Origin of the sequence: Bartonella sp. CM31XJBT (assembly GCF_028618555.1) — a bacterium.
Classification (GTDB): Bacteria; Pseudomonadota; Alphaproteobacteria; order Rhizobiales; family Rhizobiaceae; genus Bartonella.
This window is the reverse complement of the sequence record NZ_JAQITD010000012.1, coordinates 19634-32494: the sequence shown is the minus strand read 5'-3', so window position 1 is coordinate 32494 and position 12861 is coordinate 19634. Positions and strand designations below refer to the sequence as shown.

Here is a 12861-nt window from a genome sequence, read left to right as displayed (position 1 = left end):
TTTTTAATATTTTGCTCAACTATGCATGATTTTGATTAATACCTCATTACCAAATCTACACCAAAATAATTTGTTATTTCAATTTATCCCCCCTTAATACAATCAAAGTAAGCTGAATGCCCCACTTTTTGTATTACAAATATTGGATATCCCACTAACTTGTGATTTTACACCCATCTTTGTCTTTAAAATTTCCTGTTAAAATGACTATAAAATCAATCAATACCCAAGGTGTAATTATAAAAATAATCCCTATAATCCCTAACCCAAAAGTAAATGGTAGACTGATTATACTTAGTATATTTATAAGAAGCATTACAATGCCAGTTCCAACTTTACCAACAATAAAACGATGAATCCCTAGTCCACCTAGAAAAAACAAACGACCGCTAACGTCACTTTTGATTGCTGTGACTGACCTTCAGTCAAGATAGGGAAAATAGATTTAATGGTATCACCTTCACACACAAAATCAACGACGTCACCAACCTTCGGCAGCGTTTTTCCTGACCAATCCCAATTCGCAAATTGATAGCGCTTACCATCAGCCCCTGAAATGAAATAATCTCCTTGATCATGACCAATAATCTTACCTTTCATTCTTGCCCACCTATAAAGCTGCTCCTTATGTGTTATTCATAAAGAGATTAATTTCAATTCGATAATATGCGGATTAACCTCACGGTGTAAATACAATTCGTACTCACCGTGATAAACATGAAATTAAAATAGTTTTGCCCTCCAATGATCTAACGCTTTCTGCTGCTATAAGCAGCAATACAAAACAACCTTAGTTGATTTACGTCGTTGTTTTACCCACATAAAATAGCACAGTCTTTTTCAATACTTTTATTCAATTGTGCATATTTCTCTTAATATCTCACATTAAAGAAATAGAGTACAATAATCTTGCATTATGCAACTTAATATATTTATAAAAATAAAAAGCGAGCTAAATTACCTTTTTTTATTATAAGATTTTCACAAATCTGTAATCTGATTTCCATCTTTATCCGTAAATCTTCCACCAAGAATGACTATAAAATCAACAATTGCCCAAATGCCGGTAATTATCAATCCAAACAATGATAAAGATAGAACTAGCATTAAAGCACCAGTCCTAACTTTACCAACCATAAAGCGATGGACACCAAAGATACCTGCAACCCAACAAAGCAGTGCGAACATTATCTTTGTGTTCTCTGTACCTGATCTCAACAATGGAAAAACAGAACTGACACCCCCCCCTTCACAGACAAAATCAACAGCATCACCAATCCTTGGTGGATTCTTTCCCAACCAATCCCAAGTCGCAAACTGATAACGTTTACCATCATCACCAGCAACGAGATAAGTTCCTTGATCTTGACTAATAATTATACCTCTCATCTTAATCCCTATAAATTTAAACACTTAAAAATTATTGCGTATATGCCTTTGATAAGAAATCTCAATTTCATAATCTAAATGATCTTATACTTTCATATTTTGTGCTCAGAACTATACACTAAATCACCAGCATAACGCGCTTGGGCTCCTAGCATTTCTTCAATACGAATAAGTTGATTGTATTTGGCTAATCTATCCGAACGTGCAAGAGAACCTGTTTTAATTTGTCCACAATTCGTTGCAACCGCAAGATCTGCAATGAAAGAATCCTCTGTTTCGCCTGAACGATGAGATATAATAGCACGATAACCTGCTTTATGTGCTACTTCTACAGCATCAAGTGTTTCACTCAATGTACCAATTTGATTAACTTTTATGAGAATAGAATTGCCTACCCCCATTTTGATACCATCATGCAAACGTGCTGAATTCGTTACAAACAAATCATCGCCAACAAGCTGACATTTTTCTCCAATTGTGTCAGTAAGTAGCTTCCAACCTTCCCAATCATCCTCTGCCATTCCATCTTCAATTGTAATAATAGGATAATTTTTCACAAGATGTGCTAAATAATCTACCTGCTCTTGGATGTCACGGCATTTCCCCTCACCTTTATAAAAATATGAACCATTTTTATAAAATTCGGTTGAAGCACAGTCTAAACCAATGGCAATTTGTTCACCTGGTTTATAGCCACATATCATGATAGATTCCATAATAAAATCAATTGCTTGATCAGCACTTTTAAATTGAGGTGCAAAACCACCTTCATCACCAACATTGGTATTATAACCCGCATCTTTTAAACGCTTTTTCAATGCATGGAAAATCTCAGCGCCATAACGGATAGCTTCTCTTACAGTAGGAGCTCCTATAGGGATAATCATAAACTCTTGAAAATCAATCAAATTATCAGCATGAACGCCACCATTAATAATATTCATCATGGGGGTTGGAAGAATATGCGCTTGTGTACCACCAATATAACGATACAAAGGTAAATTTAATGAATCCGCAGCTGCTTTTGCAACAGCTAATGAAACACCAAGAAGTGCATTGGCACCAAGACGGGCTTTGTTTGGCGTTCCATCCAAAGCAATCATTGCTTGATCAATAGCAATTTGATTTGTTGCATCCCGCCCACCAAGTTCTTCAAGAATTTCGCCATTAACTGCAGCAACCGCTTTTTCAACACCTTTCCCTTGATAGCGCAAACCACCATCACGAAGCTCTATAGCCTCGTGTGCTCCTGTTGAAGCTCCCGAAGGAACCAGAGCGCGACCAAAAGCTCCATTCTCCAAATGAACATCAACTTCTACCGTTGGATTACCACGGCTATCAAGAACTTCACGCCCAATGATATCGACAATTATAGTCATATGTGTTTCCTTATCCAATAAAAGTCTCGATTCATTTATAATGCCCTATTAATGAAATATTTTTTCTCTTCTCAACTCAACTTTTTTGACAGATAATCAAATTCCATTAAAGTCTCAAGCAATCTTTGTAAATCATCAACTTTAACCATATTGGGTCCATCAGAAGGTGCATTATCTGGATCTTGATGTGTTTCTAAAAAAATACCAGCTACCCCAACAGAGACAGCTGCACGCGCTAAAATTTCAACAAATTGACGCTGCCCACCAGATGAAGCCCCCTGCCCTCCAGGTTCTTGAACAGAATGCGTTGCATCAAAAATAACAGGAGCACCAAATGAACGTAAAATAGGCAACGAACGCATATCAGAAATAAGTCGGTTGTAACCAAATGACGTGCCTCGCTCACAAAGCATAACATTCGGATTACCACTGTAAACAACCTTTTTTAAAACATTCTCCATGTCCCACGGCGCTAAAAACTGACCTTTTTTAATGTTAATAACACATTCTGTTTTGGCTGCTGCTACCAAAAGATCTGTTTGACGACATAAAAAAGCCGGTATTTGTAAAATATCAACTGTAGAAGAAACAATTGTACATTGCTCTTCTGTATGCACATCAGTTAATATGGGACAATTAAACTCTTTTTTTAAATCAGAAAAAATGGACATTGCTTTTTCAAGACCAATACCACGTGCCGCCCCCAAAGAGGTTCTGTTGGCTTTATCGTAACTTGATTTATAAACAAACCCGATACCAAGCTGATCGGTAATTGTTTTAATACGACCAGCCATTTCAAAAGCATGATCACGACTTTCCATCTGACACGGCCCTGCAATTAATGAAAGAGGCATTTCATTTGAAAAAATCATATTTCCAACTTTCACACGGGCATTTGGTTTAGTCATTTTATCCCTCAAGAGCAAAGTAACCCAATTTATGCATTAAACTAATCGACTTTGTTCTACAGCAGCTTCAATAAAAGAAGAAAAAAGCGGATGTGGATCAAAAGGACGGGATTTTAATTCTGGATGATATTGAACACCAATAAACCATGGATGATCTACATATTCTATCGTTTCTGGTAAAATACCATCAGGAGACATCCCAGAAAAAATCAAACCACACTGTTCTAACTTATCCTTATAATCAATATTGACCTCATAACGATGACGATGTCGCTCGACAATCTTGGTCATCCCATAAATTTGAGCAATATGACTCTCTTCTTTTAATTCAGCAGCAAAAGCACCAAGGCGCATCGAACCGCCGAGATCACCATTTCTTGTACGTTTTTCAAGGACGTCTCCTTTAAGCCATTCTGTCATTAAACCTACAATTGGATTGTCTGTTTCGCAAAACTCACTCGATGAAGCATTCTCAATCTGTGCAATATTGCGCGCAGCTTCTATACAAGCTAATTGCATCCCAAAACAAATCCCTAAAAATGGAACTTTACGCTCTCGTGCAAATTGAATTGCTCGAATCTTCCCTTCTGCCCCACGTGCCCCAAAAGCACCTGGAACCAAAATACCATGGGCTTTTTGTAAAGCTGAAACAGAATCTTCTTTTTCAAAAAGTTCCGAATCAATCCACTCAATATTAACTTTCACTCTATTCGCTAAACCACCATGCGCAATCGCTTCAATAAGAGATTTATAAGCATCCTTTAAGCCCGTATATTTCCCTACAATAGCAATCGTGACTTCTCCTTCAGGATTGTGAATACGATGCGTAATATCCTCCCAACGATCCATCTTGGGGGAAGGTGCCGAATCGATTCCAAAAGCGCAAAGAACTTCAGAGTCCAAACCTTCCTTATGGTATGCCATAGGAACATCATAAATCGTTGGCATATCTAATGCCTGAATGACTGCATTGGAGCGAACATTGCAAAAAAGTGATAATTTGCACCGTTCTGTTTCTGGAATAGATCGATCTGCACGTACAAGCAAAATATCAGGAGAAATACCAACTGCTTGCAATTCTTTGACAGAATGTTGTGTTGGTTTCGTTTTTAATTCACCTGCTGAAGGAATATAAGGCATTAATGTGAGATGGACATAAACGACATTTTGTCTCGGTAACTCATTGCGAAGCTGACGAATCGCTTCTAGAAAAGGCATTGCTTCAATATCACCAACCGTTCCACCTATCTCACATAAAACAAAATCAAATTCTTCATTTCCCATCGTAATGAATCTCTTAATTTCATCTGTAACATGAGGAATAACTTGGACTGTTGCCCCCAAATAATCACCACGCCGCTCTCGTTCAATGATATTGCGATAAATACGCCCTGTTGTAATACTATCTTGGCTATTTGCAGAACGCCCAGTAAAACGCTCATAATGACCAAGATCAAGATCCGTTTCTGCACCATCATCGGTCACAAATACTTCACCATGTTGATAAGGTGACATCGTACCTGGATCAACATTTAAATAAGGATCAAGTTTGCGAAGACGTACGCGATAACCACGAGCCTGTAATAACGCTGCTAACGCCGCCGCTGCGATGCCTTTTCCAAGGGAAGAAACCACACCACCAGTAATAAAAACATAACGTGCCATGGGCTTATGGTGATAAGCAATTTATAATGATTTTTCCAGCAAAAAATGCAAAAAGAAACAATTTTTCTTCTAAAATAAAAAAGGTGAAAAAATCACCTTTTTAAAAAGTCTATATTTTCTTAAAAAACTATTTTGTACTGTTATCCGGAACTGTGTTTTCAAGAACCTGTGGAACTGGACTTTCTGCTTCAGGATTTGTGGACTGTTTCTGTTCCTGCGGAGAATTCGAAGTGCCTCCTAGCTGTTCAAGAACAGAAGGGGAAGACTCATCATTTGATGATGGAACTGAGCCTGAGCCTTTATCGGTAGAATTCTGTTCTGAATTAACCGGTATACGCTTTAAGATATCAGAACTAGAATTTGATATATTACCCACCACGGTAAGTCCAATAGACACAACAAAAAAACAACAGGCTAAAATAGCAGTCAAACGTGTTAAAGGGTTTCGAGATCCACGAGTTTTCATCAACCCTGAGCTATTACTCACACCTAGCCCACCACCTTCTGAAGGTTGAATTAATATAACACCAACCAAAGTAATCACAATCAAAAAATGAATAACTATAAGTACTGTTTGCATAAACCCTGCTCTTCAAATAACTCTTTAATAGCTATTTACACATAAATAACGCACAATCCAAGGGGAAACTCAAATTTCTCTGCTATAGTTTACGACAAACATCGCAAATAGTTAAAAAATCAATCGCTTTTAAGCTTGCTCCACCTATCAAAGCACCATTAACATGAGCAATGCTTAAAAGCTCAAATGCATTGGATGGCTTTACGGATCCACCATAAAGCAAACGAATCTTATTGCCTTCATCACCAAAACGAGAGCGCACCTTATCACGAATGAAATGATGTACTTTTGCAATATCTTCTGGAGTCGCTGTATTGCCGGTGCCTATCGCCCAAACTGGTTCATAAGCGATAATGGTATTCTCTTCTGTTGCATCATCTGGTAAAGATTCTTCAAGCTGCTGCGTGAGAATATCCAGTACTTTATTATTCTTACGCTCCTCCAATGTTTCACCAATACACACAAGAGCCACAAGACCTGCTCGCCACGCAGCTTGTACTTTGGCACAGACAATCGCATCATTTTCTTGGTACACTGTACGACGTTCTGAATGCCCAATAATAACATGACTTGCTCCCGCTTCTTTAAGCATAAAAGCTGAAACATCTCCAGTATAAGGACCATGATCATCAAAGTGACAATTTTGTCCTCCTAAAAGGAGATTTTCACCATTCAGCGTATTAGAAGCACGCGATAAAAGCGTTGCTGGAACACAAATAAGCGCCTCAAAAAGATGACCTAGATCAGAGCTAACGCCTGTAGCAATAGCACGCAACTCTCCAAGCGATTCACTCGTTCCATTCATTTTCCAATTTCCAGCAAGAAAAGGCCGAATATTTTGAGACATATTTTCACCTCAAGAGCTCTTACAATACATTGTTTATCTGTAGTTACCAAATTATAAAATGAAAGCAAGTCTTTAAAGCTTGCATCTTTCATCTCTTTATTGCAAATTCCATTACAGCTTTGATAATAACTCACATTAAAAATGGACCTGAACAATGCTTGACATCATAAGAAATGCTACAAATTCTTGGATTTTTAGAATTTTCCTTGCTATTTTACTCTTATGCTTCATTCTTTTATGGGGGGTACCGCAGTTACACAAAAAAAGTGAAAGAGATCTTATTACATCTGGAAAGTCCACAGTAACTATCGATGATTATCGTCTTGCACTCGCCGATCAAAGCGCACGTTTAGCATATGCAGCTCATCTTGGACGAATGTTTACAGCAAATGAAATGCAGCAATACCAAATTCCTGCTTTTGTATTTAATCAATTACAACAAAATGTACTTCTTGATGAACAAGCACGTAAAATGAAAATAAGTCTTTCAAAAGATACAATAGCTCATACGATTGGTTCTGATAAGATGTTCCAGGTAAATGGCACTTTTGATAAAAACTTGTTTTATAACTATCTTCAGCATTTACGTATTAGTGAAAGTGCTTTTCTTAATTATTACACCAAACAAGAAAAGCGTAATCAGCTTATTGCTGCTTTACTTTCTGATATGAAGGCACCAAATCTCTTTTATAAAGCACTTGCTCTTTATCAAGAAGAAATGCGTATTGCTGATTATCTTGTTATTGATCTAAAAGAAAAGAAAACAATTGCTGATCCTGATTACGCAACATTACAAAAATGGTTTGAAACACATCAAAGTCAATTTCGTGCTCCAGAATACCGCACTGTCTCTTTGCTATCTATAGAACTTAATGATTTTGTAAAACCTCAAGATATCTCAACAGATGAGGCGAAAGCCTATTATACACAAAATGCTTCACGTTTTGTAACGCCTGAAAAGCGTACATTCGAAGAACTGCGATTCCCCTCACGCGAAGAAGCCGATAATGCAGCAAAAAAAATAGCTGATGGATTGAGTTTTGATGAACTGGTAAAAGCTGAAAAAAAGACTCTTAATGAAATAAAAAAAGGGCCTCTCGCAGAAAATGAACTTCCTAATCATCTGACATCTGAAATTTTTGAACTTCAACAAGGCCAAGTCAGTTCTGTGATAAATGACTTACAAGGACCTGTTATCATTCGCGTCACGCATATTGAACCCTCAAGCTCTCTTCCTTTTGAAAGTGTAGAAGAAAATATTCGCCAAACACTTGCCAAAAATCGTGCTACTGATGATATCCGTAACAATTATGCAGCCATTGAAAATGCTCGTTTTGAGGGTGCTTCTCTCAAAGAGTTAGCTGACCAATACAAGTTATCTTTGCGCACAATTACCATTGATAAAACAGGAAAAACGCTTGAAGGTGCAATACTCACGGATTTACCTCAAAAAGATATTTTACTGAATGCCATCTATCAATCAAACGAAGGAGTCGATCTTGATCCTCTCTCTTTTCAAAATGGTGGATATCTCTGGTACAAGGTCGATAAAATTATTCCTGCCCGTGATAAGACACTTGAAGAGGCTAAGCTAGATGTTCTTTCTCAATGGAAAAATGAGGAAATCCAACGTCTTCTTGATGAAAAAGCCCAAAATGCTCTCAAACAGCTCACGGAAGGAAAAAGTCTTGTTGCTCTTGCTCGTAGTCTTGGTGTTACAAAACAAACAACACCCACCCTCCGGCGTCAAGACTCATCTGAAACCCTTGGCGTTGAAGGCATTAAAGCATTATTTTCCGCTCCCAAAGGTCATTATGGCATCATAAAAGGTCCGGTTGCAACAAACCGTATCATTTATCAAATAAAGACTGTAACCATGCCTAAAGATATCACGTCTCATACTCTTTCAACTGAAGTCCGCACCAATATAGATATGATGATAAGAGAAGATCTCAAGCTAGAAATGCTACAAGTTGCCAATAAAGAACATCCTTTGGAAATTAATAGCACAAATTATAATCAGATCTTTAACGCTCTCCAATAAAAAGATTTTACATAATTTAAAGAACTTATTTGATAAAGTTTCCGTCAGCTCTTCGTCTATAGTTGAAGAGGTAAGATAGATCTCTTGTTTGCATATCTTAGGATCAAACACTTGTATAATGATTCATTCTCTCGCAAATCAGTGCATGTATGGATTTGCGAGAAAATAGTCAATGGAATGTAGAGTCGTTTTTGCAACGCATTAAAAAACATTATTCATCCAAAGGTTGTAAAGGTTGTCGCCCATTAAGCTATAAATATCATCCCTATCGTCACTCATTTATAGCTCATCATATTACTACTCTTAATATCATTCATAAGGAGCATATTGCTTCTTCCTTAAATGATTTCATTTACACACCAAACTTATAATATACAAAAAAACTATTTTTAAAATTCATTATAAAAATGGAGAAATCTTTTTCTATTCAAGACTCTCATTCAATATGAGAAAAAACGAATTATCATTATAAATCAATATATTCATAAATCATAACAGTCATCAATTATGATGTTATAATTTCTCAAAAATAAGAGTTTTTTATAGACTTATAGACTGCTAAGATAACTTCTCTCATAAAATAGAAATTTTATTTCATTTGCAAATGAGCTACAATCAATACATGCAGAGTACTTAAAAGTTCTTCATCCAACAAACCAATGTATTAAGATTTATCTCATGTTTTTCTTTATCTGCATCTCACCCATCCAATACACTGAATAAAACATATTACTGATGAAGAAATACACTGTATTTTCAAGATCATAAAATTTCTTATTCTTTTGCGTTCATAACAACCAAAACATCAACATTTTTTATAACAAAAAAATGGTTTGGAATCACAATGGCTCCTTTTATCTTCATATGAGAAAATCAGTCTCCATGTTACGCATTCCAACGTAGTAATATTCTTTTACAGTATCTTTGGAAAATTGCCGCTTATTGCTGCCCTTGTTATCAACCAATAGCGATATATCAATGGCAAAGTTGCACTCTCTTGAAAAATTGCTGCCCCCAGCTGTATAGCTTTTTGAAGAGAAGCCGGTACAATGACCAATGGAAGAAAAGCTGGCTTAAGAATTCTAGGTAAAGTACAAGAATACTCGTAAAATTGGGTATAATGATCGCGCGATAATGCTACCATAGCTTCAACAATACGACCCTTTTGTTGATCACTGAGACGATGGGATTCCAAATCTTCCCTATTCACTCCTACAGCCTTTAATATATCAGTAGGTAAATAATATTGATATCGTGATTGCATGAATGATAAAAGACGCAATACACCGCTTAACCCTTGAGAAATCCCTCCATGTTCATAGATATCTGTAAACTCTTGTGCAGTTTCAGGATCTAATATCTGACAAGAAAGCTGTAAAATTATGCCTGCTGTCTCACCACAATAATGCTCTAGATCATGAAGTGTTTCTATTGGATTGTGATAAAGATCTAAAATTTGCGCATCACAATAACGTAAAAAAGCTGTCTTAGGTAAATTAAAAAGAGTCATTGCTTTTAATAAATCATTCAAAATCGGATTGTTTCCACTCGTTTGCATTTCACCATGAGCAATAGTATCATACCACCAACGTAACCGTATTTCTCCTATGAGTGGATCATGTACACTTTCGCGAATACGAGAAATTTCAGCATTAAATACATAAAGAGCAGCCAATGCTTGGCGCTTTTTTTTAGGCGCAAATAAAACCGATATATAGCGATCACGATCTATGGTACGTAAAATATCAAGACAATAAGGAAGAGAGCCTATCATTCTATGAACCTATTAACGTCCCTTTTTTAGCAATTAAATTAATATCCTCTTTTTATTCATATTAAAAAATGAAGGATACGCAAATACAGTTCAGAAAATAAGATTTTTAAATGTGTCTCTTAACTGTATTGTGAATTAAAGTTTCTTTTCTAGTCACTTTTCGTTTTAGAAAGAAAAAAATTAAATAAATAATTTTTCTGATAAAACTTATCTTATAGGACTTCAAGTTTTCATTTGCAGTAAAAAAGCTAAAAAACAATCGTAACATGCATAGTAAAACTTGAACAACAAACAACGAAAAACACTTTTTCAGTGGATGGATGACAATGTTATTTTATAAAAAATGCACTGATCACAAAAACTTCATCAAATCATTGACCTCCTCCCCATCCTAAAAGACAAAGGTTCTTACCAACACCAATTTGTAAAAAGTCCAATTGCTCTCGGTGAGTTTCTGTTACTATCAATACATTGATTTATAATCATAATTTGTTGTTTTGTATGTTAAATTAGAATCCCAAATATCGTAGATATGCTTTCATTTCAAACCAATTCCATGTTAAATTAATAAAAACCATTCCCTTGCACGTCCCAAGCGTAACTGGCTTGTAGGTAACAACTGTATAAGAAAGAATTAAAAATGCCTCTTATGAACTGTCTCAAGTGCCAAGAGTTGATCACTCATGTGATTCATTAGGAACGACGAGCAAGCTTTGTCCTAAATACTTGCCGCTGTATTTAAAAACACTTTTGTATTTAAAAACACTTTAATATGTTAAGTTATGTATATTCTATACCCTTATATCACCGCCTTAAACGACGGTACTTTACGGCGCAGAAAAATAATCGCACAAGTCTTTCATACTAGACGAGAGCATTTGTTTTATTAAACAATACTCTATTCTACCGCAAATAATAACGCCGCAACAGCGCGATCTTCAGCCAATAAAACATTAAATGTACGCACCGCCGCTCCCGTACTCATTGTATCTGATGAAATACGTTTTTCCCCTAAAAGCACCCGTAACTCTTCAGGTAATCGTAATAATTCAATTCCAGTACCTATTAATAAAACTTCGATTTCAGAAGCTTCTTCTAAAACACGAGATATATCCCCTTGAGTGGGAATAGGCCCTGCCATGTCAATGCCATAAATACCTGATGGTACACAAATAATAGAACCTCTATGAGACATATCAGCAAAACGAAACCCACCATTTCCATAAGCATCAATAGGTGCGCGACTTGGAAAATGTGCTTCACGAATTTGAATTGCATCGAACATGAATAAGCACCTTTTATTTTTGAATAATCCAATTGTCTTTGCTACTTCTCACCATAAAAATTAAAGTAAGGCTGATATAAACATTGATATGTTAACCATAACCTAGTACTGAAGTAAAAATTTTTATATAATACCCTAATCTTCTCATACAACAAATATAGGAAAATTTGGTAATAAATCGCGATAAATTGCTATACCTGCTTCAATAAATCTATCTTTTAAAAAGTTTCCTCAGCTTATTTACTCACAAATTTCTTTTTATAAAAACAATGATCTTATTTAAAAAACAGAAAAAAATTGCGTAATATTCTATAAATAAAGCAACTATTTTAATAATCTAAAGAAAACAAAAACTCCATTTTCTGTAGCCACTATAAAAGCCCCTTTTCCAATGAAATTGTCTTGATCTTGCCAAGCTTTTTACAAAAATGCTTAAAAAATGTAATAAACTGCCATTACACCTTAAGATGCATTTTCCTTTGATATAGCTTTTTTCTCTTCAGAGATACTCATATCTTCTTTCGTTGTCGTTTTAGATTTAGACTTTTGTGGTGTTTTTGCTTTAGCATTAAGTTTTGATTTTTTTTCTGCAATCGGCTCACCTTTAACGCGCACATCAGCTAATGTTGAGCGAATAACACGAATATTTATACTCTCACCAATTTCAACCTCTAATTCACCACTCTCGTCGTGAACCTTCGTAACCTTGCCGATAATACCACCACCCGTTATAACTGTATCACCACGACGTACTGCATTAAGCATTTCTTGGCGTTTTTTCATTTGGGCACGCTGTGGACGAATGATAAAAAAATACATAATTGCAAAAATTAAAATGAATGGGACAGCGTTAGCAAATGAAATTCCACCGGAAACATCGCCTGCAACTTGAGCATAAGCGTTCGTAATAAACATTTTTATCTCCTATAGTTAAACCTCAGGTATTTCCCACTCTATTAAAATGAAATTCCGATACAGAAAAAATTCCTA

Annotated in this window: 10 protein-coding genes and 1 pseudogene; 1 reads left to right on the top strand and 10 read right to left on the bottom strand. The window is 35.9% G+C overall.

Annotation, left to right across the window (positions count from 1 at the left end; all coding sequences use genetic code 11):
- Positions 1-154: 154 nt before the first annotated feature.
- The 7 genes and pseudogenes from PVV63_RS06415 to tpiA form a co-directional block, all read right to left on the bottom strand.
- A pseudogene (locus PVV63_RS06415) lies at positions 155-600 on the bottom strand (TM2 domain-containing protein).
- A gap of 381 nt (positions 601-981) precedes the next feature.
- Entirely contained in the window at positions 982-1389 is a 408-nt protein-coding gene (locus tag PVV63_RS06410) for an NINE protein (protein ID WP_273791143.1), read from the bottom strand.
- A gap of 92 nt (positions 1390-1481) precedes the next feature.
- Positions 1482-2768 carry a phosphopyruvate hydratase gene (gene eno / locus PVV63_RS06405; RefSeq protein ID WP_273791142.1) on the bottom strand — a complete coding sequence of 429 codons (1287 nt, stop codon included), beginning with the start codon at positions 2766-2768 and terminating at the stop codon, positions 1482-1484.
- A 71-nt stretch (positions 2769-2839) separates the two neighbouring features.
- Positions 2840-3676 carry a 3-deoxy-8-phosphooctulonate synthase gene (gene kdsA, locus PVV63_RS06400; RefSeq protein WP_273791141.1) on the bottom strand — a complete coding sequence of 279 codons (837 nt, stop codon included), beginning with the start codon at positions 3674-3676 and terminating at the stop codon, positions 2840-2842.
- A gap of 36 nt (positions 3677-3712) precedes the next feature.
- A complete protein-coding gene (locus tag PVV63_RS06395; RefSeq protein WP_273791140.1) occupies positions 3713-5341 on the bottom strand; it encodes a CTP synthase in 1629 nt (542 codons plus the stop codon).
- Between the two features lie 127 nt (positions 5342-5468).
- On the bottom strand, positions 5469-5921 hold the full coding sequence (secG, locus tag PVV63_RS06390; RefSeq protein ID WP_273791139.1) for a preprotein translocase subunit SecG: 453 nt from the start codon (positions 5919-5921) through the stop codon (positions 5469-5471).
- An 82-nt stretch (positions 5922-6003) separates the two neighbouring features.
- Positions 6004-6768 (bottom strand): triose-phosphate isomerase, encoded by a 765-nt coding sequence (gene tpiA, locus PVV63_RS06385; RefSeq protein WP_273791138.1) that lies wholly within the window; start codon positions 6766-6768, stop codon positions 6004-6006.
- Positions 6769-6922: 154 nt separating this feature from the next.
- Here tpiA and PVV63_RS06380 point away from each other — a divergent pair, with 154 nt between their 5' ends.
- Positions 6923-8812 carry a peptidyl-prolyl cis-trans isomerase gene (locus PVV63_RS06380; protein ID WP_273791137.1) on the top strand — a complete coding sequence of 630 codons (1890 nt, stop codon included), beginning with the start codon at positions 6923-6925 and terminating at the stop codon, positions 8810-8812.
- 913 nt (positions 8813-9725) lie between these two features.
- Here PVV63_RS06380 and PVV63_RS06375 read toward each other — a convergent pair.
- The 3 genes from PVV63_RS06375 to yajC all read right to left on the bottom strand — a co-directional run bounded on the left by PVV63_RS06375 (position 9726) and on the right by yajC (position 12786).
- The gene (locus PVV63_RS06375) at positions 9726-10586 is read right to left on the bottom strand and encodes a phytoene/squalene synthase family protein (protein WP_273791136.1); all 861 of its coding nucleotides are present in this window, start codon (positions 10584-10586) and stop codon (positions 9726-9728) included.
- Positions 10587-11484: 898 nt separating this feature from the next.
- Positions 11485-11871, bottom strand: a complete 387-nt coding sequence (locus PVV63_RS06370; RefSeq protein WP_273791135.1) for an Mth938-like domain-containing protein — start codon at positions 11869-11871, stop codon at positions 11485-11487.
- Between the two features lie 462 nt (positions 11872-12333).
- Positions 12334-12786, bottom strand: a complete 453-nt coding sequence (gene yajC / locus PVV63_RS06365) for a preprotein translocase subunit YajC (RefSeq protein WP_273791134.1) — start codon at positions 12784-12786, stop codon at positions 12334-12336.
- Positions 12787-12861 lie beyond the last annotated feature (75 nt).

Coding starts and splice junctions, on each gene's coding strand:
- PVV63_RS06410 (WP_273791143.1), bottom strand. CDS start 1,389: ATGAGAGGTATAATTATTAGTCAAGATCAAGGAACTTATCTCGTTGCT.
- eno (WP_273791142.1), bottom strand. CDS start 2,768: ATGACTATAATTGTCGATATCATTGGGCGTGAAGTTCTTGATAGCCGT.
- kdsA (WP_273791141.1), bottom strand. CDS start 3,676: ATGACTAAACCAAATGCCCGTGTGAAAGTTGGAAATATGATTTTTTCA.
- PVV63_RS06395 (WP_273791140.1), bottom strand. CDS start 5,341: ATGGCACGTTATGTTTTTATTACTGGTGGTGTGGTTTCTTCCCTTGGA.
- secG (WP_273791139.1), bottom strand. CDS start 5,921: ATGCAAACAGTACTTATAGTTATTCATTTTTTGATTGTGATTACTTTG.
- tpiA (WP_273791138.1), bottom strand. CDS start 6,768: ATGTCTCAAAATATTCGGCCTTTTCTTGCTGGAAATTGGAAAATGAAT.
- PVV63_RS06380 (WP_273791137.1), top strand. CDS start 6,923: ATGCTTGACATCATAAGAAATGCTACAAATTCTTGGATTTTTAGAATT.
- PVV63_RS06375 (WP_273791136.1), bottom strand. CDS start 10,586: ATGATAGGCTCTCTTCCTTATTGTCTTGATATTTTACGTACCATAGAT.
- PVV63_RS06370 (WP_273791135.1), bottom strand. CDS start 11,871: ATGTTCGATGCAATTCAAATTCGTGAAGCACATTTTCCAAGTCGCGCA.
- yajC (WP_273791134.1), bottom strand. CDS start 12,786: ATGTTTATTACGAACGCTTATGCTCAAGTTGCAGGCGATGTTTCCGGT.